Here is a 25,969-nt window from a genome sequence, read left to right on the forward strand (position 1 = left end):
TTTTCATTTATTTCTTGTAAAACGGAAGTTTAACCACTTTTGCTTTAATGTCCTTGTTTCGGATTCGGATAAAAATTTCAGAATCCACGCTTGATAAAGCTGTAGGAACGTACCCTAAACCAATAGCTTTACCTAAAGAAGGTGATTGTGTTCCTGATGTTACTTTTCCAATAACTGTGCCATTAGCATCAACAATTTCGTAATCGTGGCGGGGAATTCCTCTTTCCACTAATTCAAATCCGACTAATTTTCTGGATACACCTTCTTCTTTTTGCTTTTTCAGGTTTTCAGAATTAGTGAATTCTTTATCAAATTTTGTGATCCAACCCAATCCGGCTTCGATCGGAGAGGTAGTGTCATCAATATCATTTCCGTATAAACAGAAGCCCATTTCTAAACGCAATGTATCACGTGCGGCTAAACCGATAGGTTTTATGCCAAAAGAAGCTCCGGCTTCAAAAACTTTATTCCAGATTTGTTCTGCGTCTTCATTTTTGAAATAGATTTCAAATCCGCCCGAACCTGTGTATCCTGTAGCGGAAACAATTACGTCTTTTATCCCGGCAAATTCACCGATTTGGAACGTGTAATAGCCCATATTAAGCAAATCAATAGCCGTTAAGCTTTGCATAGCTTCAGCCGCTTTAGGTCCTTGAATGGCTAATAACGAATATTCGTCAGAAGCATTTGTCATTTCAACCCCAAGATCATTGCGCTTAGAGATCCAGTTCCAGTCTTTTTCAATGTTAGAAGCGTTTACCACTAACATATAATCATTGTCGGCAATTTTATACACAATCAGATCGTCAACAATTCCACCTTCGGCATTAGGCAAACAAGAATATTGTGCTTTTCCGTCAACCAATTTAGAAGCGTCATTTGACGTTACTTTTTGAATTAATGCCAATGCATTTTCTCCTTTTAGGAAGAATTCTCCCATGTGTGAAACATCAAACACCCCCACACCATTGCGAACGATTTCGTGTTCTGCGTTTACCCTTCGTATTGTACCGGCATATTAAAGCCTGCAAAGGGAACCATTTTAGCGTCTAATTTTTCATGAACATGAGTTAAAGCTGTATTTTTCATTTAGTAGTTCGTTTATTTTAAGGTGCTAAAGTATTCTTTTTATCCAATGTGTACAAGTTTATGAAATACAAAGTTTTTAGTGTTTTCTATTGCGTTATTTGTAAATTAAAGCCAAACTTTCTTTGAGTTCTTCGTAATTCTCAATTACAATCGATTTTTTCTCTTTATCAATAATAGCCGAAATATCATCGGGTAACGGCAATTCTTTACCAATAACTTGTTCTACAGCATCTTTAAATTTGATGGGATGTGCAGTTTCCAAAAATACCTTCACACTATTTGGAATCGTTGCTTTTTGTGTTCCTAAATAACCAACAGCACCATGTGGATCGGCAACATATTCATATTCAGAATATAATTCTTGTATCGCTTTTTTCGTTTGTGAATCGTTGAACGAATAAGAAGAAAAGACAGATTTCAATTCCGGAACATTCTGATGGAATAATTCCAGAATACGCACAAAATTACTCGGATTGCTCACATCCATAGCATTTGATAATGTGGCAACCGTTTGTGACGGTAAATATTCTTCGGTTTCTAAAAAGCGGGGAACCGTATTGTTAGCATTCGTTGCCGCGATAAATTGTTCAATAGGTAATCCCATTTTGTAAGCTAATAAGCCGGCACAAATGTTGCCGAAGTTTCCACTTGGGCAAGAAATAACTACTTTTTGTTGTAGTTTTTTCAGTTTTTTGTAGGCTACAAAATAGTAGATCATTTGGGGTAACCAACGTGCTACATTGATAGAATTAGCAGAAGTCAGATTGTATTTTTTTAAAGAATTATCTAAAAAGGCTTTTTTTACCATGTTTTGACATGTATCAAAAGTGTCTTTTACTTCTAAAGCAAAAATATTACCGCCTAAAGTGGTCAATTGTTTCTCCTGAATATCACTTACGCGTTTAGAAGGGTAGAGGATAACCACTTTAACACCTTTAACACCTAAAAATCCATTAGCAACCGCACCACCCGTATCACCGGAAGTAGCTACTAAAACTGTTACATTTTCATTGGAATTTCTATTAAAATAGCCCAAACAGCGCGACATGAATCGGGCGCCGACATCTTTGAAAGCCAGTGTAGGTCCGTGGAAGAGTTCTAATGAATACAAATGGTCAGTCACTTTGACAACCGGAAAATCAAAAGTCAGGGTTTCACTGATAATTTCTTTTAAGGCATATTCCGGAATTTCGTCGCCAATGAAAGGCTGTAAAACGGTATAAGCAATTTCGGTATCGGAAAGATTTTCGATAGTATCAAAAAAACTTTGTGGTAATTGCGGAATTTCCTCTGGAAAATACAAACCTTTATCAGGCGCTAATCCGTGTATTACAGCGTCTTTAAAGCGAACTTTTATATTGTGATTATTAGTACTGAAATATTTCATTTTTAAATTTACGAATTATATAATTATTACACCGGTATTATTTACTTTGGAACAATGAACATCAAAAGAAGTATAAAATTCTTTTCCTGATTTATTGAATGTATTTTTAACGATATTAGCTATTTGACTTCCTTTACATAAAGCAAAAATTGAAGGACCAGAACCGGATATTCCGGAATTTAAGGCGCCGTTTTGTAGAGCACTTTGTTTTAATTCTTCAAAATGAGGAATCAGATTTTTACGTGCTGGCTCTACAATGACATCTACTACTGAACGACCGATGAGCTCATAATTTTCGGTGTACAATCCGGCTATTAATCCGGCTACATTGCCCCACTGGGTAATAGCACTTTTTAGCGGTACTTCTTCAGGTAAAACAGCTCTGGCTTCAGAAGTTTTAACTTCAATATGCGGATGAATAACGACAACATATAGTTCACTCGGACTTTCGATATTGATCAGATCTAAAGGTTCATATCCTCTGATTAAGGAAAAGCCTCCTAAAAGAGCCGGAGCCACATTATCAGCATGTAGGGAGCCACTAGCTATGGCTTCACCTATCATGGCAAATGGAACTAACTCTTTTTTTGTTAATGGATTGCCTGCTAAAAGGTTAATGCCGTAAACTGCTCCGGCAGCACTGGCAGCACTACTTCCGATACCGCTTCCGACTTTTATTTTTTTGTGAATTTCAATTTCAAAACCATAATCGAGCTGTAAGTGATCTACTAAAGCTTGTGCGGCTACTCCGGCAACGTTCTTTGCAGTTTCATAAGGTAAATCAGCTCCGGTAATTTGAGTGATTGTAACTCCCGGCAATTCTTTTTTGCGAAAAACCATTTCGTCGCCAATGCCTTCTAAACATAGTCCGATGATATCGAAACCACAAGAAAGATTAGCAACTGTTGCCGGACAAAATATTTTTACTTCATTCATAATCAATTTTTTAAAAGTTACCTACACGTATTACATCTGCAAAAATTCCGGAAGCTGTTACTTCAGCACCTGCACCTGCACCTTTGATGAGTAAAGGTTGTTCTTTGTAGCGATCAGTGTAGAATAATACAATATTATCTTTTCCGTCTAAATGATAAAAAGGATGATCCTTAGCAATGAACTGTAAGCCTACTGAAGCTTTTCCGTTATCAAATTGCGCGACATATTTTAAGCGACATTCTTTTTCCTTCGCTTCTTTTAATAAAGTGTTAAAATGCTCTTTATGGGTTTCTAAGCTGTGTAAAAAGTCATTTACTGAAGTTGTTTTTAAACATTCTTCAGGTAAGAAGCTTTCGTTAGCAATATCGCTCATTTCATAAGCATAACCACTTTCCCGAATTAGAATTAGTAGTTTACGCATTACATCAACACCACTTAAATCAATTTTAGGATCAGGCTCAGTATACCCTTCAATTTGAGCTTGTTTGACTACATTAGTAAAAGTGTTACTTTCAGTAAAATTATTAAAAATAAAGTTTAAACTTCCTGATAGAACCGCTTGGATTTTATGAATTCTATCGCCACTGGCAATACAGTTTTTCAGGGTGTCAATGATTGGTAAACCGGCTCCCACATTGGTTTCGTATAAAAAAGGAACTTTATATTGACGTACTAATTCTTTCAGTTCTCTGTAATTATTAAGCGGAGACGAACAGGCAATTTTGTTACAAGTTACCACTGCAATACTGCTTTTTAAACAAGTGTTGTACCAGGTTGAAACTTCGGCATCAGCAGTATTATCAACAAATATACTGTTGCGAACATTAATTTCTTTGATTTGTGATACAAACTCTGAAAGTGAAGCTTTTTTGCCGTTTTCTAAAGTCTTTTTCCAATTGTTCAGGTCAATTCCTTCTTTGTTAAAATACATTTTACGGCTGTTTGATAAGCCCAAAATGCGGACAGAAATGTTTAAGTTTTGCTTTAAAAACTCTTGCTGATTTGCTATTTGTTCAATGAATTTACTTCCTACATTACCAGCACCGACTACAAAAAGGTTCAATTGTTTAGTTACAGATTCAAAAAATACTTCATGTAGAGCATTTAGTGCTTTAACAACATCTTTTGAGTTGATCACAGCCGAAATATTTCGTTCGGAAGCCCCTTGAGCAATAGCGCGGACATTTACGTTGTTTCGACCCAATGTACTGAACATTTTTCCGCTTAATCCTTGATGATTCTTCATGTTGTCTCCCACAAGGGCAATAATGCTCAATTCTTTTTCTAACTGACAAGCATTGAGCTGTCCGTGTGCTATTTCTTTACTGAAAACTTCATCGACATACTTTTTAGCTTTTTCGGCCTGATTTTCCAGAATTCCGATGCAGATCGAATGCTCTGAGGATGCCTGAGTAATGAAGATAACATTAATATGATGTAACGAAAGCGTTTCGAATAATTTTCGTGCTATGCCTGAGACACCAACCATTCCGCCTCCTTCAAGCGTTAATAAAGCGATCTTATCAATGTTACTGATTCCTTTTACGGATTGTTGTAGATCTTTCTCCTGATTCGAAATAAGCGTTCCGTGTTCGTTAGGAGCAAATGTATTTTTGATCCAGATCGGTATTTCTTTTTTAAGAGCCGGTTGTATAGTTGGCGGATATAAAACTTTAGCCCCGAAATGTGATAATTCCATGGCTTCCTGATATGAAATAGCAGGAATTGGCTGGGCTTGTTTTACGATCTTAGGATTGGCAGCATACATTCCGCTGACATCTGTCCAGATCTCAAGAGCAGTTGCTGAAACACCATTAGCTAAGATGGCTGCAGTATAATCAGAACCGCCACGTCCTAATGTTGTATTGCTTCCGTTTCGGGAGCTGGCAATGAATCCGGGTAAAACAAATAAAGTTTTATCATTAGTAAAGAAATAATCTTCTATATGCTGATAGGTTTCCGGGTAGAAAACATTGGCATTGCCAAAATTTTCATCAGTTACGATCAGAGTACGACTGTCTACAAACGGATTTTCAATGTTGAATCGCTGTGCAAAAAAAGCAGCAATAATGGTTGAAGAGAGTAATTCACCGTAACCAATGATCGCATCGTGAATTTTAGGTTGTACATCTCCTAAAAGATAGCAGCCTTCCAGTAGTGTTTCTAAGTGTTTAAAATGTTTACGAATTGTTTTTTGTAATGCATCATCTGATTCTAAAACTAATTCGTGAATCAGGTTTTCATGTTGTTGCTTCAGAGCTAGTAATCTGGTTTTGTATTCTTTGTCTTTATTAGCAACTAAGACGGTCAATTGGACCAGTTGATCAGTTACCCCGCTACAAGCCGATACCACAATGAGTGTCTTTTGTAGCTCTTTTTTTTGCTGAACGATAGCAGCAACGAGTCCTATATTTTGAGCATTGGCTACAGAAGTGCCTCCAAACTTTAATACTAACATAATACGATAAATAAATTATAGAAAATTTTCTTGCTAAAAAATAGCAATACAGGCTGTGGATGATATGTGAAAATTAAACCCCGAATGGGGTAGTAGTTGTAACCGTAATCGTTACAATAGTCGAAATGCCGCATGAAGTAATTACTTGCGGTATAGAAATGAAATTGTATTTCGACTGGTTTTGAATCATATAGCAAATTTAATAAAATTTATGAAATTCTGACTTTTAATATTATTTTTACGGATGTTTTAATAAATAGTAATGAAAAATGCAATAAAATTTCAAAATGGATTATTTAAGTGTTAATTTTTGTTGATGTGTCAATAAATGTATCCGGAATATTTGTTTTTTAGTTGCGGTTTTTTGAATTTTGGACTTTAAATTTTTAGAATGGAAAATGTTCATTATATAAGTTCAGATTTATTGTCGATAGATAAGATTAACGAAATCATTTCTTGTGACTATCAGTTGGCACTTTCTGAGGAGGCTATTGTAAATATCGAAAAATGCAGAGCTTATCTGGATCAGAAAATGAAAGATAACGCAACGCCTATCTATGGTATCAATACCGGTTTCGGTTCGTTGTGTAATGTAAAAATATCAGGAGAAAACTTATCACAATTACAAAACAATCTGGTAAAATCACATGCTTGCGGTACCGGCGCGGAAGTACCTCAGGAAATTGTGAAGATCATGTTGTTGCTGAAAATCCAATCGTTAAGTTACGGGCATTCCGGAGTACAGTTGGTTACCGTTCAGCGTTTGATAGATTTTTATAACAATAATATTTTACCTGTTGTTTATGAGTTAGGTTCGTTAGGTGCTTCAGGAGATCTGGCTCCATTGGCACATTTGTCTTTGCCTTTAATAGGTGAGGGCGAAGTGTATGCGGATGGTTTCAGACAACCGACGAAAAAAGTTTTGGAAAAGATGGGATGGAATCCCATTCATCTGGAATCAAAAGAAGGTTTGGCTTTGTTAAACGGTACACAGTTCATGAGTGCTTTTGGTGTATTTTGTTTGATTAAAGCCAATAAGATATGTTATCTGGCAGACGTGATCGGTGCTATTTCTTTAGAAGCATTTGATGGCAGAATAGAGCCCTTCAATGAATTAATTCATTTGGTTCGTCCGCATAAAGGTCAGGTTCAAACTGCCGAAAGAATGAGGGAATTGCTAGAAGATAGTGAAATTATAGCCCAATCTAAAAAGCATGTTCAGGATCCGTATTCGTTCCGTTGTATTCCTCAAGTTCACGGTGCAAGTAAGGATGCTATTGACTACGCGAAAAAAGCATTTCGAACAGAGATTAATTCTGTAACGGATAACCCGAATATTTTTGCAGCCGAAGATGTTATAATATCCGGAGGAAATTTTCACGGACAACCTTTGGCTTTGGCATTGGATTTTATGGGGATAGCGTTGGCAGAATTAGGAAATATATCTGAAAGAAGAACATATCAATTGATCTCGGGATTACGTGATTTACCGGCATTCCTAGTGAATGATCCGGGATTGAATTCAGGTTTTATGATTCCTCAATATACTGCTGCAAGTATTGTAAGCCAAAATAAGCAATTGGCTACACCGGCAAGTATTGATAGCATTGTATCGAGTAACGGTCAGGAAGATCATGTGAGTATGGGAGCCAATGCGGCAACAAAAACGTTACGTATCGTAGAAAATGTGGAACGAATTTTAGCTATTGAATTGTTAAATGCTTCACAAGCTATTGAATTCAGACGTCCGTTAAAATCCAGTGAGTTCATTGAATCATTCCTGAAATCATACAGAGAAGAAGTTTCTTTTGTGGAAGAAGACAGGATTTTACATTATGATATTGAAAAATCAGTTGCTTTTCTGCAAAGTTTACAGCTCGATGAAAATATGTTATAATATAAAAAGCTCCGAATTTCGGAGCTTTTTAGTTTAAAGTTTGTTTTGGAGCTTTGGTCAGTTGTTATTATTATTCAGCAAGACCAATTTGTTTTAAGAAGGCTTGATTGTCCCAAAAAAGATATTCTTCATACATAACACCTTTGTCATTCCAAAGTCCTACAGTACACATAGGTAATTTAAAAGCTTTTCCTGTAGGCGGAATGAATTTACCGTTTCCGATAGGCATAGGTTCTGTGAACGTTCCTAGAAGTTCACCTACAACAGCAGTCATGGTACCTGAACCTAATTTTATAGGATGTTGCTCAATACGTGTATCCGGAGCAAAGACAAACATGGGTGCCAATTCTTTAATATGATCTTCAATACCCACAGTTGTGTGTCCGTCAGGGTAGTGGACTAAAATATCATCAGCGTGACTTTCGTGTAGTCTTTTCCATTCTTGGGTAGAGTAGACTACAAAGTCAAGCGTGTCGAAAGTTTTTAGATTTTTCGCAACTTCTTCGTTTTCTTTTGCTAATTTCTCTAATTGAGATGTTAAAGTCTGTATCTCAGTTTGGTATTTTTCTTCGATCTGTTTGTTATCTGAACAACTGACCATGCTGACAGCGGTAATTATAACTGCTGCAAATTGTAGTTTAATTGATTTTAACGCTTTCATTTTATATCTAGTTTTAATTAATCCCAGTTATTCGTTGTTGAAATGGCATATTTTCCGGCTCCGGTAAAGAATAAGGCTACTGAAGTGAAAAAGTATAAGCCTAAAAGTTCTACAGCCCAACCTCCAGTTTCGCTTAGAGTAAAAAGAATTGAGCTATGAACCATGAAAATAGCGACCAAACAGTTTATAGCATAAATTGCTGCTGCAATTCGGGTTCTGAATCCGATTAATATAGCTATAGGAGCTAATAATTCACCTACTAAAGCACCATAAGCTATAAAAGCAGGTAAGCCTTTTTCGGTGAGAAGTCCTTTAACAAATTCTAGTCCGCCATTTAATTTACCGATACCGTGTAATATCATTAATACGGCTAACAAAATTCTTAGGATAAGTAATCCTGTATCTGTATTCTTTTTCATTTTGTTTAAATGTTATATTACTTTGTTTTTAATTACACTACAAAGTTCCGTTATATAACAATAAAAAAAATTGAAGTAGTTTAAGAAATTATCTCTGGATTGATTTTTTTCTCAGAATACTGATAAATTCGGCAGTAATCCCTAGATAACTGGCGATATTCTTTAAAGAAATTCGTTGAAGAATATCCGGATGATTAGCGATAAGGTTAAAGTAGCGTTGTTCAGCAGTTAGTATAAAATGTTCGGCGATTCTTTTTTGTTGAAATATCATAGCATTGCGATACAATTCACTGGTATATTTGATAAAAGCAGGTATTTCTTCGGATAATTTATCCCAATTCCTTTTAGAGATTGCCAGAATGGTCAGATCTTCCAATGCTTGATAATTGTAAGTAGCATCAGTTCCGTGTGCAAAACTTTCCATATCGCCGAACCAATAATTTTGAAAACCAAATTCGATATTGTGTTCTTTTCCGTTAAAGTCAATAATATACCCTCTGATACATCCGCTAAGAATGAAATATTGATACAGTTCTTTATCCCCTGATGTAAGAATGTGTTCTTTCTTTTTAAATTCTTTTTCTTCTGTCAGATTCAGAATGTAATTGATCTCATTTTCAGTAAAATCATTGTATTTTAAGAGATGGTCTTTCATTAAAGCGTTACTATTTTTAAATTGCTAATACAGCTATGATAGCAATTAAAGCCGGTAATGTTTGTATAAATAATATTTTTTTTGAAGCTGAATAAGCGCCGTAAATTCCCGCGATTGCTATACACCCCAGAAAAAACAATGCTATATTTTTGCTCCAGAAAATATCAGAAACAAGCAAGGACCAAAGTAATCCTGCTGCCAAGAAACCATTATACAGCCCTTGATTAGCTGCCATTGCTTTTGTCGGGGCAAATAAGTCTTTTGGGAAACTTCTGAAAACTTTAGGACCACGGGTAGTCCACAGAAACATTTCCAGTACAAGAATGTAGAGGTGTAGCAGGGCAATGCATCCGATTAGAATTTTAACTAAGATTTCCATAGGCTATTTCATGTTTTTGATGATGCTTACGATAAGGAAAATTAAACCGCCGGCTTCCGTGAGCATTCCGGTTGTAAGCATAATTTTTGCACCCGGCCAGTGCATTAGCTTAAATAAAGCACCGATTATGGTAATTACCATTCCGAGAATAAGTAAAACTAAAGGTATTCCGTATTCTTTCTTCATTTACTTCCATTTAAAATTTTTCTCAATGGCTTTGATCATTTCTCCGGCAATATCTTTCTGTGTAGCACCTTCAATTCCTTCTAAGCCCGGAGAAGAATTCACTTCTAAGAGTAAAGGGCCTTTGGTAGAACGAATGATGTCAACACCTGCCACCTTCAGATTCATGGCTTTAGCAGCCCGAATGGCTATTTTCTTTTCTTCCGGAGTAACTTTAACGATAGAAGCAGTTCCTCCCATGTGAATATTGGCTCTGAATTCGCCGGGTGCTGCTTCGCGTTGCATGGCAGCTACTACTTTTCCGTCTACTACAAATAAGCGTAGATCTTTACCGTTAGCTTCCTTGATGAATTCTTGAACTAAAATATTAGCATTTAAACTTTTAAATGCATTGATAACGGATTCAGCGGCTTTTTTGGTTTCTGCTAAAACGACGCCTTTCCCTTGTGTTCCTTCTAATAGTTTTACAATCAACGGCGAGCCACCAACCATTTTAATCAAATCATCAGTGTCCAGAGGTGAATTTGCAAAACCTGTGGTAGGGATGTCAACTCCGTTGTTTAATAATAGTTGCAATGAAAATAATTTATCTCTGGATTGACTAATAGCTGCTGCATTGTTTAATGTAAATACTTTTAAGGCCTCAAACTGACGGGTTAAAGCACAACCGTAATAAGTCATACTTGGGCGAATTCTAGGAATTATGGCATCAAAATCATTTAAAACTTTACCACCTCTGTAATGAATTTCAGGAGTTTCGGCATCTAGTTTCATGTAGCAGTATTTGATGTTTAAAAAGTGCATTTCGTGCCCTCTCAGTTCTCCGGCTTCTATAATGCGTTTATTGCTGTATAGTTCGGGATTGCTGGCTAAAAGCCCTATTCGTAAGCCTTTTTTGTTGATGATATCAGAATAGTAATATTCTTTGAGCTTTTCATTTGTCGGTTGACCTAAAACGTATTTTTTTTCAGGATCTACTAAAATTCTTCCGGACATTGCTTCACGACCCAATAACATACGGAATCCCATGGAATCGCGATTGGTTAGTGTAACTTCCACTTCCCAGTGTTTGCCTCCGATCTCCAATTGTGTTCTGATAACGTAACGCTTTTCCCGAAAGCCACTTGAGCTTTTTACAATGCGTTGGTCTATTAAAGGAGCTTCGCAATGGATAACGGTTTTAACATTGTTTTGAATAGGATTGATATCAAATTTTACCCATTCTTCATTATCTTTCTGAAAAGGTCTGATATTAACAGCGTGCAAAGCAGAAGTTTTAGCTCCGGAGTCTACCCGAGCTTTAATAGTTGGAATTCCTAAAGTAGGGAAGGAGCACCATTCTTCACTACCCACAATAACTTTGTCTAACATGGAATAGAAAATAGAATTAAAAATATTTCTAAAGTACTACTTTTTTTTGATTTTAAAAGAAGTTGTTATAAAAAAGAAAACCTGCTTATTCAGCAGGTTTTTCTTTTTTCTTAATTGAAATATTCAGTTCGTTATTTTTTTCGTCCAGATCCATAAAGATCTCATCTCCTTCGTGAATTTTTGAGGTTATGATCTCTTCTGCTAAAGCATCTTCTACATATTTTTGGATCGCTCTTTTTAAAGGTCTGGCTCCGAATTGCTTGTCAAAGCCTTTATCGGCAATATAGTCTTTTGCTTTTTCAGACAATTTTAAGTTATAACCTAAATCTTTTATGCGGTCATAAAGCTTAGCCATTTCGATATCAATTATTTTGTCGATATCTTCTTTTTCTAAAGAGTTGAATACAATAACATCATCAATACGGTTTAGGAATTCCGGAGCAAATGCTTTTTTTAAGGCATTTTCAATGATTCCTTTTGAATGCTCGTCTGCTTGTGCTGTTTTTGCAGATGTTCCGAATCCGACACCTTGTCCGAAGTCTTTTAATTGACGGGCTCCTACATTAGAGGTCATGATAATGATCGTATTTCTAAAATCGATTTTACGACCTAAACTGTCGGTTAAGTGACCGTCATCTAGAACCTGAAGCATCATGTTGAATACATCCGGATGTGCTTTTTCAATTTCGTCTAACAGAACAACACAATAAGGTTTTCTTCTCACTTTTTCGGTCAATTGCCCGCCTTCTTCATAACCGACGTATCCCGGAGGAGCACCTACTAATCTTGAAATGGCAAATTTTTCCATGTATTCACTCATGTCAATTCGTATCAAGGCATCTTCAGAGTCAAATAACTCTTTTGCTAAAACTTTAGCTAATTGTGTTTTACCGACACCGGTTGATCCTAAGAATATAAAAGAACCGATAGGTTTGTTCGGGTCTTTTAATCCGGCACGATTACGCTGGATCGCTTTTGCAATTTTTTCAACAGCATTATCCTGACCGATAACTTTTCCTTTAATCAATTCCGGAAGTTTAGCTAATTTATTGCTTTCTGTTTGAGCGATTCTATTAACAGGAATACCGGTCATCATAGAAACTACGTCGGCAACATTGTCTTCGGTTACAACAACTTTGTTGTTTTTAGAATCTTCTTCCCATTTTTCCTGAGCGATAGCTAATTCTTTTTCGATTTTTTTCTCGTCGTCACGTAATTTTGCGGCTTCTTCATATTTCTGCTTTTTGACAACACTGTTTTTATTTTCGCGAACTTCTTCTAATTGGCGTTCCAATTCCAGAATTTGTTTCGGAACATCAATATTGGTTATATGCACACGAGATCCGGCCTCGTCTAAGGCATCAATAGCTTTGTCCGGAAGGAAGCGATCGGTCATATAACGATTCGTTAATTTAACACAGGCTTCAATAGCTTCCGGTGTATAGATAACATTGTGGTGATCTTCATATTTAGCCTTGATGTTGTTCAAAATAGTAATAGTCTCTTCAACAGAAGTCGGTTCAATGATTACTTTTTGAAAACGTCTTTCCAGAGCACCGTCCTTCTCAATATATTGGCGGTATTCGTCTAATGTTGTTGCTCCCACACATTGAATTTCTCCTCTTGCTAAAGCAGGTTTGAACATGTTTGAAGCATCAAGTGAACCAGTGGCGCCACCGGCACCGACGATCGTGTGGATCTCATCAATGAAAAGGATGATGTCATCATTTTTTTCCAGTTCGTTCATGACCGCTTTCATGCGTTCTTCAAACTGTCCTCTGTATTTGGTTCCGGCAACTAAACTGGCTAAATCCAGAGTCACTACTCTTTTATTGAATAGAATGCGGGAAACTTTTTTCTTTACGATTCGCAGCGCTAAGCCTTCAGCAATGGCTGATTTACCCACACCCGGTTCTCCTATAAGCAAAGGGTTGTTTTTCTTTCTTCTGCTTAATATTTGAGAAACACGTTCAATTTCTTTTTCTCTGCCAACTACAGGGTCTAATTTCCCTTCTTCAGCCAATTCTGTTAAATCGCGTCCAAAGTTATCTAAAACCGGGGTTTTAGACTTTTTATTGGCTTTGCTTCCGGATGATGGAGAATTGAAACTTTCTCCTCTTGCAGAAAGATCATCATTTTCGGCATCATCATTAAAAGATTCAGCTTTCGGAAGGTTGTCTATAAAGTCATTTTCGTTTGTTAACATAGCTGTATATTGTTCCTTTACTGTTTCGTAATCAATTTTTAACTTGTTCAATAGTTTTGTGGTAGGGTCATTTTCATTTCTTAAAATGCAAAGTAACAAATGCGCAGTACTTATGATAGAACTATTGTATAATTTTGCTTCTAAAAAAGTTGTTTTCAGAGCCCTTTCCGCTTGTCTTGTCAGGTGTAGATTTTTTTTGTCATTACTTTGAGAACCTGAAGAATTGGCAGGACTCAATATTTCAACTTTTCGTCTTAAATGATCAAAATCTACCGCAAGATTGTTCAGAATGACCATGGCTTTGCCTTGACCTTCTCGCAGTAACCCCAGCATAAGGTGCTCTGTGCCAATGAAGTCGTGCCCCAAGCGCAAAGCTTCTTCTTTACTATATGAGATTACATCTTTTACTCTTGGTGAAAAATTATCGTCCATAACATTTTAAATCTATTCGTAAATATACTAAGATATAGGTAAAATAACAAAAAATGTGCCTTTAATGCTATTGTATGACTAAATGACAAAAAAATATTTAATTATAAAAATTTAGAAAGCTTTAGTTATTATCATTTTTTAAACAGAATTGTTAATAAATCATGTAAATTTATAAGATAAAAAATCTATAGAATTAATAAAAAAGCGTATATTGGCACGTTTAAGAATTAATGATAAAATTTATTTAAATACTTATGTCTGAAGGAGAAAAGTTAATACCTATTAACATAGAAGAAGAAATGAAATCAGCCTACATTGATTATTCAATGTCGGTAATCGTTTCCAGAGCTCTTCCTGATGTTAGAGATGGGTTAAAGCCTGTACACCGTAGAGTATTATTTGGAATGCACGAATTAGGAATACGTTCCAACAGTGCGTATAAAAAATCAGCCAGAATTGTAGGAGAGGTTTTAGGTAAGTACCACCCGCATGGAGATTCTTCGGTTTATGATGCTATGGTGCGTATGGCTCAGGATTGGAGTTTACGTTATTTAATGGTTGACGGACAAGGTAACTTTGGTTCAGTTGATGGTGATAGTCCGGCAGCAATGCGTTATACTGAGGCCAGAATGAAAAAGATATCAGAGGAGATGTTAGCTGATATCGAAAAAGAAACAGTAGATTTTCAATTGAACTTTGATGACTCTTTGGAGGAACCAAAAGTTTTACCGACTCGTGTGCCCAACTTGTTAATTAACGGAGCTTCTGGGATTGCAGTAGGTATGGCAACAAATATGCCGCCACATAACTTGTCTGAAGTTATTGACGGAACACTGGCTTACATCGATAATAATGATATTGAGATCGATGAATTGATGAATCATATCAAAGCACCGGATTTTCCAACCGGTGGTGTTATTTACGGATATGAAGGTGTAAGAGAGGCTTTTAAAACCGGTAGAGGTCGTGTGGTTATGCGTGCTAAAGCTAACTTTGAAGAGTCTAACGGTAAAGAAGCCATTGTTGTAACAGAAATTCCGTATCAAGTTAACAAGGCTGAAATGATCAAAAAAACAGCGGATCTGGTTAACGAAAAAAAGATCGAAGGAATTTCTACTATTCGTGATGAGTCGGATAGAAAAGGGATGCGTATTGTATACGAACTGAAAAGAGATGCAGTTCCTAATGTAGTTTTGAATACATTATTCAAGTATACTCAATTACAATCTTCGTTCAGTGTGAATAACATTGCATTGGTAAAAGGAAGACCGGAAATGCTAAATCTTAAAGATTTAATTCATCATTTCGTAGAACACCGTCACGATGTTGTTGTTCGCAGAGCACAATTTGATTTAAGAAAAGCAGAAGAAAGAGCCCATATTTTAGAAGGTTTAATTATTGCTTCTGATAATATTGATGAAGTAATTGCTTTAATACGTTCTTCAAAAGATGGAGAAGAAGCTCGTAACAAATTGATCGAGCGATTCAAATTGTCTGAAATTCAAGCCAGAGCTATCGTAGAAATGCGCTTACGCCAGTTAACAGGGCTGGAACAAGATAAGCTTCGTGCAGAATACGATGAAGTAATGAAACTGATTGCGTACTTGAAAGAGTTACTTGCTAACAAGGATATGCGTATGCAGGTAATCAAAGACGAGTTAGTTGAAATAAAAGATAAATACGGAGACGAAAGACGTTCAGTAATTGAATATGCCGGCGGAGATGTAAGTATTGAAGATTTGATTGCTGACGAACAAGTTGTGGTAACTATCTCTCATGCAGGTTATATTAAACGTACTTCGTTGTCTGAATATAAGACACAGAACAGAGGAGGAGTAGGGCAAAAAGGTTCGGCAACAAGAGATCAGGATTTTCTGGAACATCTTTTTGTAGCTACAAATCACCAATATCTATTGTTCTTTACGCAAAAAGGAAAATGTTTCTGGATGCGTGTATTTGAAATTCCGGAAGGAACGAAAGCAAGTAAAGGTAGAGCTATTCAAAACTTAATCAATATCGAAAGTGATGATAAAGTAAAAGCCTTTATTTGTACAAAAGACCTTAAGGATGAAGAATACATCAATAGTCGTTTTGTAATTATGGCTACTAAAAAAGGGATTGTAAAAAAGACACCTTTAGAGCAATACTCAAGACCTCGTCAAAACGGTATCAATGCAATAACTATTCGCGAGGACGATGAATTACTGGAAGCAAAATTAACTACCGGTAATAGTCAGGTACTAATCGCTGTTAAATCCGGTAAATTGGTTCGTTTTGAAGAAGAGAAAACACGTCCTATGGGACGTACGGCCTCCGGTGTAAGAGGTATTACTCTTGCAGACGATAAAGATGAAGTTATCGGAATGGTTTCTATTGATGAGAAAGATATAAATGATTCTCAAATTTTAGTAGTTACTGAAAACGGTTATGGTAAACGTACTAAATTAGAAGAAGACGGAGAACCGGTTTATCGTATCACGAACAGAGGTGGTAAAGGAGTTAAAACTTTAAATATTACAGATAAAACAGGTGCATTGATCTCTGTAAATGCAGTTACAGATGAAGATGATCTGATGATTATCAATAAATCCGGTTTAACAATCAGAATGCGAGTGGACGACTTAAGGGTAATGGGTAGAGCTACACAAGGAGTTCGTTTAATTAATATAAAAGGAAACGATTCTATTGCAGCTGTTACTAAAGTTCTACGAGAAGAGGAAGAAGAATTACCTGAAGGAGAAGAGAATACCGAAGGGATGAATACTGATGAGAATAACGAAACTCAAGAATAAATAAAGAGCCCAATTTTTAATTGGGCTTCTTTTTAAATGAAACCAAATAAAATTTTAAAAATAACTGTAAACAAATTATGAAAAGATTAATTTTAGCTACAGCATTTTTCTGTTCGGTAGCGACTTTTGCTCAGAAAGATGAGTTAAAAACACTAAAGAAGATTTATGGAAAGGAAACGATCTCTCAAAAGGATCTAGAAGCTTATAAAGCAGCTTTAAATTCATTAGAACCTTTGGCTAAAGAAGAGGGAGATAAAGTTTATACAAAGTTTTATAAAGTAATGTATCCTACATTAGAGCTTTATTCAAAAGGAGATAAGGCTACATTACAAGATCAGATCAAATTGTATAACCCTCAGTTTATTACTGAATATGGTAATGTAATAGATGAAACAATGGCTTATGAAGCTAAAGTAGGGAAGAAAATATATACGGATGATCTGGTTCAGGAAAAGCAATCTTTTAAAAATCAGTTGAGCATGATTGCTAATTCAGCGTATACTGGTAAAAAATATAAAGAAGCTTCTTCTTTTTTCTATGCGCTGTATCTTTTTGATGAAAAGAATGAAGGGAATTCTTTAGAAAATGCTGCAATCACTGCTGTTCAGGGAGAAGATTATAAAGCAGCTGAAAAGTTATATGAAGAGTTGGTAAATAGTGATTACATGAAAAACGGGGTTATTTACTATGCTGTTAATAAAGCTAGCGGACAAGAAGAACAACTTCCTAATCGAGAAACAAGAACAAAGTCAATCGCAACCGGAGTTTATGAAAAACCAAGAGATGTAAAAGTGTCTACTAAATTACCGGATACTTATAAAATGTTAGCTTCTTTGGCAGACCATAATAAAAATATGGAAAAGGCTAAAAAATATTATGAGAAAGCAGTAGAATTGAATCCGGCTGATATGGATCTTAAAAAAGCTGAGGCCAGAATTTATTTCAATGAAGCTTATGAATTGTTAAAAGACGATCAGAAATTGGTTGATGAAATTAATTCTTTCCGAGATGATAAACCAAAATATGATGAATTGATGGCTAAAAGAAAAGAGATTTTCAAGAAAACCATTCCGTTATTTGAAAAAGCATACAGTTTAGATTCCAGTGATGTTAATACTAAGAATCTTTTAAAAATGGCTTATCAGGTTACCGGTCAGAATGAAAAAGCAAATAAAATCAATTAGAAATTAGAGATATAAAAAAAAACTCCGAGTGTTACACTCGGAGTTTTTTTTAAAGGAATTTTATATTTGATTAATTCCATTTATAACGAATCCCTAATGCGATATCCGGACCGAAATTATCTTTGTAATCAGCATAATCACCACCTAAATAAAATTCAGGTCTGAAATCTAAAGATAATTGTAGAGGAATATCAAAATTATATTCAATACCTATATCTCCTCCTAATAAAACAAAAGAACCGCTTCCGTCTCCATATTTACTATCTACACTCCAGCTTCCTACACCAGCTCCTACACCGGCATACCAGTTGAAACCTCCGTCAATGTTCCAAACCCATTGGTATAAACCTACAAGTTTAAAAGCGTCAACGTGATCACTATTTCTCCAGCCTAAGTCAAATTCTAATCTGTTCGGAGAACTAAGTGCTCTTTGGTAAGAGATCTCACCACCAAAACCATCGTTATCCCCTAAGCGTAAACCTAAAGCGTTTTTTGAAATGTCCTGAGCCTGTGCATTGAAAGCTAAACCTAATAGCATAATGGCGCTAATAAAAATTTTCTTCATAATTTTACATGTTTTAATGTTACAAATTTATACAATCTTTTGGGACATCTTTTTATATAATTTACAGAAATAATTACAAAATTAAATGTAAGAAATTAAAATTAATTAATATGATATGTATCTAATGTTTCTTCCTGATGTTGACTCTGAGATTGTGATATTCCTAAACCACTGGCAATTGAAGCATCTAAAGTAAAGCTGATATCAGTTGTTATAGCTATGGCTCCAATTCCGTCGGCAAATAAAATCTCAGAGACCATAACATTTTGGTCACTTGGACTTAAAATGTCTTGATCATATCCCGGTATAATAGTAGTGTAAGCTGAAGCTGTTAATATTACATTAGTCGTTTTTACATTTTGATATGTAACATTATTGATTGTTATGCTTTCATAATCTGTTCCGGCTACCGTTTTTAATGTATAGTTCATCGTAACGGGAACACTGTTTATAGTTTGAGAAATACTTCCGCTTTTACTGGATAATTGAGTTCCTGAACTTGCGTTATTGTCCAGAATAGTAAAGTCTGTTACAGATAGGTCAACACCTACCGGTAAACTTTGACCGGCCAAAAAGCTCAGGTCTCCTGTCAACAATAGTTTCTGATTATTGTTTCTTAGAGCATTGTCTTTAAGGCTAGAAGAATAAAATCCGGTTGGGATTACTTCAGTTTCAACTTTTTTATAGGTAATTGAATTGATTACGGTGTCATGTGATATAAAGACAGAATCTCTTGAAGTTGCTCCGTCAGTTACAATATCATAATTCCAGTAGTTTCCGTCATTCAAAGGAAATGTGATGCTAAACGAATTCTCAGGATTATCATCATTATCGTTAGAACAAGAGTAAATAGATGACACTGCTAATGCAATGAACAGGTAACTTTTTAGTCGCATAGGATTATTTTTCGACTAATATAATAATTATTTTTTATGAAAAATAATATTAGCAATTAACTGTTGTGAAAGTTCATTTTCCATATCAATATTTTCATCATCATCTTCCCTGATTTGATTTAAAGGAGTATGAGTATATAGTTTCCATTTTTTACGGTTGTATTCCAGTGCGGTTAAGTTCTCTATCCAGTCGCCGGAATTCAAATAAAGGGTAGAGCCTTTATTATTTGATTTTCTTAATATTTTAGGTTCATGAATATGTCCGCAACACACAAAATCATATTGATTATCAATAGCGATATCCGTTGCTGTCGTTTCAAAATCAGAAATGAATTTTACTGCTTTTTTGACACTTCCTTTAATTTTTTTGGAAAGGGAATAAGGCTCTTTTCCCATTTTGTTCAGACACCAATTGATGAATCGGTTCAGTAAGATCAGGTAATCGTATCCTAATCCGCCTAATTTGGCGATCCATTTGGCAGTATGCACAGAACTGTCAAAAACGTCACCGTGAAAGAACCAGGCCTTTTGCCCATTTAATTCTAAAACCACTTTGTTAACAAGTGAAAAATTTCCCAGATGTGTGTCACTGAACTTTCGTAACATTTCATCGTGATTCCCGGTAATGTAGTATACCTGAGTTCCTTTGCTGGAGAAATTTATTAATTTTTTGACAACCTTTAAGTGACTTTTAGGAAAATATGATTTTCTAAATTGCCAAATATCTATAATGTCGCCATTTAAAATTAAGGTTTTTGGTTTAATAGAATTCAGATATTCTAATAACTCTGTGGCATGACAACCGAATGTACCAAGATGTACATCTGAAATTACGACTAATTCTACACTTCTCTTTTTCAAAATACTGAGTTTAAACAAAAGAACGATATTTGTTTAAACTAAAGTTAAAGTTAAAGTTATCAGTAGATTAGTTGTTTGTTGGTTTTGTTAAAATAATGTTTCTATAAACCCGCTAATAATGCTTACATTTGTGAAAAACTTAAATGGAATAGTATTTATGGCAGGAAATACATTTGGAACGCTATTTAAAGTAACTACATTTGGAGAGTCACATGGAGAAGCATTAGGAGGTATTATTGACGGCTGTCCGGCTGGTATTGAATTGGATCTTGAGGCAATTCGAACTGAAATGCAAAGAAGAAAACCCGGACAATCAGCAATAGTAACGCAAAGAAAAGAAGAAGACGAAGTTCAGTTTCTATCCGGTATTTTTGAAGGAAAAACAACCGGAACACCTATAGGTTTTGTCATTCAGAATACCAATCAAAAGTCTCATGATTATTCGCATATAAAAGATACCTACAGACCGAGTCATGCTGATTATGTGTATGAAAAGAAATACGGAATCAGAGATTACAGAGGAGGAGGAAGAAGTTCTGCCAGAGAAACGGTTAGCAGGGTTGTAGCAGGGGCTGTTGCCAAACAGGTTATTTCTGATGTTAAAATTACAGCTTTTGTATCTTCTGTTGGCGAGATCTTTATCGACAAACCGTATCAGGATTTAGATTTTTCTAAAATTGAAAGTAATCCTGTCAGATGTCCGGATGAAAAGTCTGCTGAGAGGATGGAAGCCTATATAAAAGAAATTAAAAAGCAAGGTGATACAGTAGGAGGAACAATTACTTGTGTGATTCAGAACGTGCCTGTAGGCTTGGGAGAACCTGTTTTTGATAAATTACATGCCGATTTAGGAAAAGCCATGCTTTCTATTAATGCAGTTAAAGGTTTTGAATACGGTAGCGGATTTTGCGGCGCTAAAATGAAAGGAAGTGAGCACAATGATTCTTTTAATCCGGACGGAACTACTAAAACTAATCTTTCGGGAGGAATACAAGGAGGGATCAGTAATGGTATGGATATTTATTTTAGGGTAGCTTTTAAGCCGGTAGCCACTTTGTTGCAAAAGCAAGATGTGTTAACAAATACTGGCGAGATCATCGAACAGCAAGGAAGGGGGAGACATGATCCGTGTGTGGTACCCAGAGCGGTTCCTATTGTAGAAGCAATGGCGGCATTAGTTATTACCGATCATTTTTTATATAACAAATAGAAGAAAACACAAAGGGACTTAAAAGTCCCTTTTCTATTGCTGTTTTACAATTAAAGTTTGATTACTTGGCTTATTGTTAAATTTTTCTATTATCATTCCGATAATAAAATAAATATTAAAAAAAAGATTTGTATTAACCGAATTCAGGTTAACAAGTTTAAAGTTTAAGCATTAAAAAAACGACTAAGTTTTACTTAGTCGTTCCCTTTTTTCTTTTTATCTGAATTCATCATAAACATTACTGCTCCGACTAATCCTAAGATTACCAGTGCAAAGACTACAACCATAATAAACGCTCCGTTATTAAAATTGAATAGAGAAATTAAAAGACTTTTCATAATGATAAGGTTAGAAATTTAGTCAAAAATAGAGTTATAAATATAATTAAAAAATGACAAATATCAGTTGTATCAGAGAAATTTAGCTTTTAATTCCGGTGTAGGGATCATGCAGGATTCTTTTTTGCCATACCATTTATAACGGTTTTTAGCTATGTAATCATAGATGAAATTCTTAATCTTATCCGGTACGACTATAAAGGAATAGAGTAGGGAATATCCGCTTTTTAACTCTTTTGCAATACGCAGAGCCGCTTCTGCCTTAAAATAATAAGCCATGCCCGGTTCGTATAAAATAATGGAATCGGTTTTAGAAGTGTCAATACCTAAATACCGGATCAGTTCTTGTCCGGTTTCCGATTGAATTGCCACAAAGCGGAAAACATCTTTTGGGTCATGCTTTATAATGAATTGAACGGAAGTGTTGCATAAATTGCAAACCCCGTCAAACAGTATGATTTTTTTATCTTTCGGAAAATTCATTTTTAATGAGACAATTAGTTATAAAGGCTGAATATATTCTAACTGATCTACGCTGACTTTAGAAGTGAAAATTCCATAGTTTACAGTTGCTTTATTTTTTTCAATGGCATCAATAGTACCGATCGCTTTTCCATCGATCATTCTCACACGGTCACCAACTTTTAGTACTACTTTCGGTTTGTTTTGCTCAACTTCTTTTTTCTTTTGTTTTTCTTCTTTTTTCTTCTCGCGAATTTCTTCTACTTTTTCTTTTACTTCTGCTATAACTTGTTTTTCAATCTTTTGTTTGATGACTTTTTCTTTTTTGGTGATTTTTTTGCGTTTTGAATTTTCAATTTCCACCATTTTCAAGAATTCACCGATCAACGTTTTCTTGTCTTTATTATTGAAATATTTCTCAGAGATATCATCCAGTTTCTGACCTAAATAAATCAAGCGCTGGTTAGCATCATATAATTCTTGATAACGCTCCAGTTTGTCCTGAATTTTAGCATTGATCTGTTCCATTTTTTGGCTTTCCTCACGAGCCTTTGATTCTTCCTCTTTTAAGTTTTGAGAGGTTTTTTCCAGTTTAGAACGCTCTTTTTGTAAAGTCGCAATGGTTTTATCGAAACGAACTTTACTGCGTTCGATCTTCTTTTTAGCGCGATTAATCAAACCGTATGGTATTCCGTTCTTTTGTGCCACTTCAAACGTAAATGAACTTCCGGGTTGTCCCAAATGCAATTTATACATGGGTTCTAATGATTTTTCATCGAACATCATGTTTGCATTAATAGCAAAAGGCAATTCATTGGCCAATATCTTTAAATTGGTGTAATGGGTCGTAATGATACCGAAAGCTTCTCTGGCATAGAATTCTTCCAAAAAAGTTTCCGCCAGGGCTCCTCCTAATTCGGGATCAGATCCGGTACCGAACTCATCAATTAAGAACAAGGTCTTTGCATTGCACTTTTTAAGAAAGTAGTTCATGTTCTTCAAACGATAGCTATAGGTACTTAAATGGTTTTCAATGGACTGATTATCTCCGATATCTGTCAGTATTCTGTCAAACAGAAAGGTTTCGCTGCGCTCGTGAACCGGGATCAGAATACCGCTTTGCAGCATCAGTTGTAATAAACCGATGGTTTTAAGGGTAATACTTTTACCTCCGGCATTAGGTCCTGAGATGACTATGATTCGGCTTTCATTATGCAGTTCGATGGTTTGCGGGTAAATCGGTTGCTTTTTAGTACTATTCGTCAGCCACAGAATAGGGTGGTAGGCTTCTCTGAAATACAAGCGTTTTTCATCCGTAATCTTTGGCAACAAAGCATTGATCCGGTGTGCATACTTCGCTTTAGCGGCAATAACATCAATATCACTTAAGAACTCCTGATAATCAGCTAAAAGGTTTTTATAAGGTCTGATTTGATTGGTTAGTTCTTTTAAAATGCGAATGATTTCTTCACGTTCGTCCTGAAGCAAACTGTTCAGCTCTCTTGAAAAACGCAATGTGGCATCGGGTTCAATGTAAACAATACTTCCGGTCTTAGAGCTTCCCATGACCGAACCTTTTACTTTTTTACGATGCATTGCTAAAACCGCCAGAACACGTCTGTTATCTACGACTGTTTCTTTGATATCGTCTAAATATCCTGCCGAATTGTATTGGGAAAGGGCAACCCCGAAGCTTTGGTTGATCTTTCCGCGTACCAATTGGATGTTTCTCCTGATGTTCACCAGATCCGGTGAGGCATTGTCTTTGATCTCTCCGTATTTATCAAATACATTTTCAATAGCTGCTACAATAAATTTCTCGATTGTGATTTCAGAGGCTTTGAGCTGTAGTTTCGGATAATATTCCTCAAACTTTTTGAAGTAGAGAACCAGAGCTATCGTTGTTTCTGCTAAATGAATGATCTTTTTAAAACCGGACGCTTCTAAAAAACTGTCTTCAATTCCTAAAAATTTCAGTTCATTTGAAACAGTTTCAAAGCCGTGATTCGGAATGGCATTATTATTCGTAAACGAAGCCAGATACTCTGAAGTTTGGTTCAGATTATCCAGTAGTTTCCCTTTGTTTTTAAAAGGTAATATGTCTTGTGCTTTTTGTTCGCCGATCTCAGTGTGACAATATTCTGAAATGGTTTGCAAAATGGTTTTAAATTCTAAGTCCTGTAAAGTTTTATCAGTTACTGAAATCATTCTAATTCGTTAGCTTTTTATGCAAATTTACACGCATTTGGATGAATAATTTCTATTTTTGAAAAAATTTTAAAAGATGCAAGTAAAAATCAATTCTTCCTGGCAACCGTACTTACAAAATGAATTTAATAAATCGTATTTTCAATCGTTAGTTGCATTTGTAAAAGAGGAATATACAAACTATAAATGTTATCCTAAAGGGAATCAGATTTTTGCAGCTTTTGATGCTTGCTCTTTTCAGGATGTGAAAGTTGTCATTATAGGGCAGGATCCGTATCACGGAGCCGGACAGGCAAACGGCTTGTGTTTTTCGGTTAATGACAGTATTCCTTTTCCTCCGTCACTCATCAATATTTTTAAAGAAATTGAGCAAGATTTAGGTAAGCCAATACCTGAAACCGGAAATTTAGAGCGTTGGGCAAAACAAGGAGTTCTGCTTTTAAATGCTACTCTGACCGTACGGGAAGCTTCTGCCGGAAGCCACCAGAATAAAGGTTGGGAAGCCTTCACAGATGCCGTAATTGATGCTATTTCGCAAAATAATGAAAAAGTTGTCTTTTTACTTTGGGGCGGTTATGCTAAAAAGAAAGGTGCTAGAATTGACAGAAATAAGCACTTTGTTTTAGAAACCGGACACCCGTCGCCATTAAGTGCCAACAGAGGTTTGTGGTTTGGAAATAAACATTTTAGTAAAACGAATGCGTATTTGGAACAAATAGGGAAGGAAAAGATCATTTGGTAATAAAATATCGATTGTATTTTTTTCAGTTAAAACTTGATATTATTGTTTAGTTTTATAAACGTCCGGATTAAATAGTTCCATATATAATTCCGGTTTTGGCAATTTAGTAAATCCGTATTTTTCATAAAGCCAATCTGCAGTTGATGTCAGTAAGATCCATCGTCTCAGGTTTTGTAAATCAGGATGCTTCATTACGAATTCCATGAGTTTTTTTGAAAGTCCTTGTCCGCGGTAATTTTCTAAAACATAGATATCACCTAAATAAGCAATTGTAGAAAAATCAGAGATTACTCGTGCAAACCCGATTTGTTTATGGTTGTGGAACAGTCCGAAATTTAAAGAATTATCGATTGATTTTCGAACTGTTTCAAATGGTATGTTTGCACTCCAACCGGAATGTTTGGATAAAAACTCGTGAATGGCAACTATGTCTAACTTTGCTTTATTTGTTGTAATAAGAAATTCTCCGAATGTTTGTTCAATATTTTTCATATTTAATTCTATATTTTCTAATTATTCAGGATATTAAAAAATCTCTTAAAGAATAGATTTCTTTAAGAGATTTTCTTTATTTAGTTTGAAAAATAAAAATACGGAAAATACCTGTACTTACTGTTAATTATTTTTTGCCGTCTTTA

Annotated in this window: 22 protein-coding genes and 1 pseudogene; 5 read left to right on the top strand and 18 right to left on the bottom strand. The window is 35.5% G+C overall.

Going from position 1 to position 25,969, the window contains the following annotated elements:
- Nucleotides 1-7 precede the first annotated feature (7 nt).
- From gcvT to thrA, 4 genes and pseudogenes are all read right to left on the bottom strand, one after another.
- Nucleotides 8-1,089 (bottom strand): annotated as a pseudogene (gcvT, locus tag DI487_RS14505) (glycine cleavage system aminomethyltransferase GcvT).
- A gap of 94 nt (nucleotides 1,090-1,183) precedes the next feature.
- Nucleotides 1,184-2,476 (bottom strand): threonine synthase, encoded by a 1,293-nt coding sequence (gene thrC / locus DI487_RS14510; RefSeq protein WP_109570279.1) that lies wholly within the window; start codon nucleotides 2,474-2,476, stop codon nucleotides 1,184-1,186.
- Nucleotides 2,477-2,491: 15 nt separating this feature from the next.
- Nucleotides 2,492-3,412 carry a homoserine kinase gene (locus DI487_RS14515; protein WP_109570280.1) on the bottom strand — a complete coding sequence of 307 codons (921 nt, stop codon included), beginning with the start codon at nucleotides 3,410-3,412 and terminating at the stop codon, nucleotides 2,492-2,494.
- Between the two features lie 10 nt (nucleotides 3,413-3,422).
- Complete coding sequence (thrA, locus tag DI487_RS14520; protein ID WP_109570281.1) at nucleotides 3,423-5,870, bottom strand: bifunctional aspartate kinase/homoserine dehydrogenase I; 2,448 nt, start codon at nucleotides 5,868-5,870, stop codon at nucleotides 3,423-3,425.
- Nucleotides 5,871-6,261: 391 nt separating this feature from the next.
- On the opposite strand from thrA, the gene hutH reads away from it, so the two are divergent.
- Nucleotides 6,262-7,767 carry a histidine ammonia-lyase gene (gene hutH / locus DI487_RS14525; protein ID WP_109570282.1) on the top strand — a complete coding sequence of 502 codons (1,506 nt, stop codon included), beginning with the start codon at nucleotides 6,262-6,264 and terminating at the stop codon, nucleotides 7,765-7,767.
- A 70-nt stretch (nucleotides 7,768-7,837) separates the two neighbouring features.
- Here the strand turns inward: hutH and DI487_RS14530 are convergent, their stop codons facing one another.
- The 7 genes from DI487_RS14530 to DI487_RS14560 form a co-directional block, all read right to left on the bottom strand.
- Nucleotides 7,838-8,428, bottom strand: coding sequence for an ester cyclase (locus DI487_RS14530; protein WP_218925775.1), 591 nt, complete (start codon nucleotides 8,426-8,428; stop codon nucleotides 7,838-7,840).
- Nucleotides 8,429-8,445: 17 nt separating this feature from the next.
- Nucleotides 8,446-8,847: a DoxX family protein gene (locus DI487_RS14535; RefSeq protein WP_109570284.1), complete on the bottom strand. Its 402-nt coding sequence runs from the start codon at nucleotides 8,845-8,847 to the stop codon at nucleotides 8,446-8,448.
- 88 nt (nucleotides 8,848-8,935) lie between these two features.
- A complete protein-coding gene (locus DI487_RS14540) occupies nucleotides 8,936-9,502 on the bottom strand; it encodes a Crp/Fnr family transcriptional regulator (RefSeq protein ID WP_109570285.1) in 567 nt (188 codons plus the stop codon).
- 16 nt (nucleotides 9,503-9,518) lie between these two features.
- Nucleotides 9,519-9,881: a DUF1304 domain-containing protein gene (locus tag DI487_RS14545; RefSeq protein WP_109570286.1), complete on the bottom strand. Its 363-nt coding sequence runs from the start codon at nucleotides 9,879-9,881 to the stop codon at nucleotides 9,519-9,521.
- Between the two features lie 3 nt (nucleotides 9,882-9,884).
- Entirely contained in the window at nucleotides 9,885-10,067 is a 183-nt protein-coding gene (locus DI487_RS14550) for a GldL-related protein (RefSeq protein ID WP_109570287.1), read from the bottom strand.
- The gene (gene rimK / locus DI487_RS14555) at nucleotides 10,068-11,435 is read right to left on the bottom strand and encodes a 30S ribosomal protein S6--L-glutamate ligase (RefSeq protein WP_109570288.1); all 1,368 of its coding nucleotides are present in this window, start codon (nucleotides 11,433-11,435) and stop codon (nucleotides 10,068-10,070) included.
- A gap of 85 nt (nucleotides 11,436-11,520) precedes the next feature.
- The gene (locus tag DI487_RS14560; protein WP_109570289.1) at nucleotides 11,521-14,073 is read right to left on the bottom strand and encodes an ATP-dependent Clp protease ATP-binding subunit; all 2,553 of its coding nucleotides are present in this window, start codon (nucleotides 14,071-14,073) and stop codon (nucleotides 11,521-11,523) included.
- A 254-nt stretch (nucleotides 14,074-14,327) separates the two neighbouring features.
- On the opposite strand from DI487_RS14560, the gene gyrA reads away from it, so the two are divergent.
- Together gyrA and DI487_RS14570 are read left to right on the top strand one after the other, a co-directional pair.
- Complete coding sequence (gene gyrA, locus DI487_RS14565) at nucleotides 14,328-16,865, top strand: DNA gyrase subunit A (protein WP_109570290.1); 2,538 nt, start codon at nucleotides 14,328-14,330, stop codon at nucleotides 16,863-16,865.
- Nucleotides 16,866-16,942: 77 nt separating this feature from the next.
- Nucleotides 16,943-18,049, top strand: a complete 1,107-nt coding sequence (locus DI487_RS14570; RefSeq protein WP_109570291.1) for a tetratricopeptide repeat protein — start codon at nucleotides 16,943-16,945, stop codon at nucleotides 18,047-18,049.
- 70 nt (nucleotides 18,050-18,119) lie between these two features.
- Here DI487_RS14570 and DI487_RS14575 read toward each other — a convergent pair whose 3' ends face one another.
- The 3 genes from DI487_RS14575 to DI487_RS14585 all read right to left on the bottom strand — a co-directional run bounded on the left by DI487_RS14575 (nucleotide 18,120) and on the right by DI487_RS14585 (nucleotide 20,371).
- On the bottom strand, nucleotides 18,120-18,614 hold the full coding sequence (locus DI487_RS14575) for a hypothetical protein (RefSeq protein ID WP_109570292.1): 495 nt from the start codon (nucleotides 18,612-18,614) through the stop codon (nucleotides 18,120-18,122).
- A gap of 101 nt (nucleotides 18,615-18,715) precedes the next feature.
- Complete coding sequence (locus tag DI487_RS14580) at nucleotides 18,716-19,510, bottom strand: hypothetical protein (RefSeq protein WP_109570293.1); 795 nt, start codon at nucleotides 19,508-19,510, stop codon at nucleotides 18,716-18,718.
- A gap of 27 nt (nucleotides 19,511-19,537) precedes the next feature.
- On the bottom strand, nucleotides 19,538-20,371 hold the full coding sequence (locus DI487_RS14585) for a UDP-2,3-diacylglucosamine diphosphatase (RefSeq protein ID WP_109570294.1): 834 nt from the start codon (nucleotides 20,369-20,371) through the stop codon (nucleotides 19,538-19,540).
- Between the two features lie 157 nt (nucleotides 20,372-20,528).
- Here DI487_RS14585 and aroC point away from each other — a divergent pair, with 157 nt between their 5' ends.
- On the top strand, nucleotides 20,529-21,581 hold the full coding sequence (aroC, locus tag DI487_RS14590; protein WP_109570698.1) for a chorismate synthase: 1,053 nt from the start codon (nucleotides 20,529-20,531) through the stop codon (nucleotides 21,579-21,581).
- Nucleotides 21,582-21,775: 194 nt separating this feature from the next.
- On the opposite strand, the gene DI487_RS16125 is transcribed toward aroC, so the two are convergent.
- The 3 genes from DI487_RS16125 to DI487_RS14600 all read right to left on the bottom strand — a co-directional run bounded on the left by DI487_RS16125 (nucleotide 21,776) and on the right by DI487_RS14600 (nucleotide 24,589).
- Nucleotides 21,776-21,919: a hypothetical protein gene (locus tag DI487_RS16125; protein WP_170108220.1), complete on the bottom strand. Its 144-nt coding sequence runs from the start codon at nucleotides 21,917-21,919 to the stop codon at nucleotides 21,776-21,778.
- 72 nt (nucleotides 21,920-21,991) lie between these two features.
- The gene (locus DI487_RS14595) at nucleotides 21,992-22,402 is read right to left on the bottom strand and encodes a thiol-disulfide oxidoreductase DCC family protein (protein ID WP_109570295.1); all 411 of its coding nucleotides are present in this window, start codon (nucleotides 22,400-22,402) and stop codon (nucleotides 21,992-21,994) included.
- A gap of 18 nt (nucleotides 22,403-22,420) precedes the next feature.
- The gene (locus tag DI487_RS14600) at nucleotides 22,421-24,589 is read right to left on the bottom strand and encodes an endonuclease MutS2 (RefSeq protein WP_109570296.1); all 2,169 of its coding nucleotides are present in this window, start codon (nucleotides 24,587-24,589) and stop codon (nucleotides 22,421-22,423) included.
- Between the two features lie 76 nt (nucleotides 24,590-24,665).
- Here DI487_RS14600 and DI487_RS14605 point away from each other — a divergent pair, with 76 nt between their 5' ends.
- Complete coding sequence (locus tag DI487_RS14605; protein WP_109570297.1) at nucleotides 24,666-25,331, top strand: uracil-DNA glycosylase; 666 nt, start codon at nucleotides 24,666-24,668, stop codon at nucleotides 25,329-25,331.
- A gap of 39 nt (nucleotides 25,332-25,370) precedes the next feature.
- Here the strand turns inward: DI487_RS14605 and DI487_RS14610 are convergent, their stop codons facing one another.
- Complete coding sequence (locus DI487_RS14610) at nucleotides 25,371-25,823, bottom strand: GNAT family N-acetyltransferase (RefSeq protein WP_109570298.1); 453 nt, start codon at nucleotides 25,821-25,823, stop codon at nucleotides 25,371-25,373.
- Between the last annotated feature and the right edge of the window lie 146 nt (nucleotides 25,824-25,969).

The organism is Flavobacterium sediminis (assembly GCF_003148385.1).
In the GTDB taxonomy this organism is placed as follows: Bacteria; Bacteroidota; Bacteroidia; order Flavobacteriales; family Flavobacteriaceae; genus Flavobacterium; species Flavobacterium sediminis.

Bases quoted from the DNA above. Each gene is read 5' to 3' on its own strand.
- thrC (WP_109570279.1), bottom strand. From the start codon at position 2,476: ATGAAATATTTCAGTACTAATAATCACAATATAAAAGTTCGCTTTAAA.
- DI487_RS14515 (WP_109570280.1), bottom strand. From the start codon at position 3,412: ATGAATGAAGTAAAAATATTTTGTCCGGCAACAGTTGCTAATCTTTCT.
- thrA (WP_109570281.1), bottom strand. From the start codon at position 5,870: ATGTTAGTATTAAAGTTTGGAGGCACTTCTGTAGCCAATGCTCAAAAT.
- hutH (WP_109570282.1), top strand. From the start codon at position 6,262: ATGGAAAATGTTCATTATATAAGTTCAGATTTATTGTCGATAGATAAG.
- DI487_RS14530 (WP_218925775.1), bottom strand. From the start codon at position 8,428: ATGAAAGCGTTAAAATCAATTAAACTACAATTTGCAGCAGTTATAATT.
- DI487_RS14535 (WP_109570284.1), bottom strand. From the start codon at position 8,847: ATGAAAAAGAATACAGATACAGGATTACTTATCCTAAGAATTTTGTTA.
- DI487_RS14540 (WP_109570285.1), bottom strand. From the start codon at position 9,502: ATGAAAGACCATCTCTTAAAATACAATGATTTTACTGAAAATGAGATC.
- DI487_RS14545 (WP_109570286.1), bottom strand. From the start codon at position 9,881: ATGGAAATCTTAGTTAAAATTCTAATCGGATGCATTGCCCTGCTACAC.
- DI487_RS14550 (WP_109570287.1), bottom strand. From the start codon at position 10,067: ATGAAGAAAGAATACGGAATACCTTTAGTTTTACTTATTCTCGGAATG.
- rimK (WP_109570288.1), bottom strand. From the start codon at position 11,435: ATGTTAGACAAAGTTATTGTGGGTAGTGAAGAATGGTGCTCCTTCCCT.
- DI487_RS14560 (WP_109570289.1), bottom strand. From the start codon at position 14,073: ATGGACGATAATTTTTCACCAAGAGTAAAAGATGTAATCTCATATAGT.
- gyrA (WP_109570290.1), top strand. From the start codon at position 14,328: ATGTCTGAAGGAGAAAAGTTAATACCTATTAACATAGAAGAAGAAATG.
- DI487_RS14570 (WP_109570291.1), top strand. From the start codon at position 16,943: ATGAAAAGATTAATTTTAGCTACAGCATTTTTCTGTTCGGTAGCGACT.
- DI487_RS14575 (WP_109570292.1), bottom strand. From the start codon at position 18,614: ATGAAGAAAATTTTTATTAGCGCCATTATGCTATTAGGTTTAGCTTTC.
- DI487_RS14580 (WP_109570293.1), bottom strand. From the start codon at position 19,510: ATGCGACTAAAAAGTTACCTGTTCATTGCATTAGCAGTGTCATCTATT.
- aroC (WP_109570698.1), top strand. From the start codon at position 20,529: ATGGCAGGAAATACATTTGGAACGCTATTTAAAGTAACTACATTTGGA.
- DI487_RS16125 (WP_170108220.1), bottom strand. From the start codon at position 21,919: ATGAAAAGTCTTTTAATTTCTCTATTCAATTTTAATAACGGAGCGTTT.
- DI487_RS14595 (WP_109570295.1), bottom strand. From the start codon at position 22,402: ATGAATTTTCCGAAAGATAAAAAAATCATACTGTTTGACGGGGTTTGC.
- DI487_RS14600 (WP_109570296.1), bottom strand. From the start codon at position 24,589: ATGATTTCAGTAACTGATAAAACTTTACAGGACTTAGAATTTAAAACC.
- DI487_RS14605 (WP_109570297.1), top strand. From the start codon at position 24,666: ATGCAAGTAAAAATCAATTCTTCCTGGCAACCGTACTTACAAAATGAA.
- DI487_RS14610 (WP_109570298.1), bottom strand. From the start codon at position 25,823: ATGAAAAATATTGAACAAACATTCGGAGAATTTCTTATTACAACAAAT.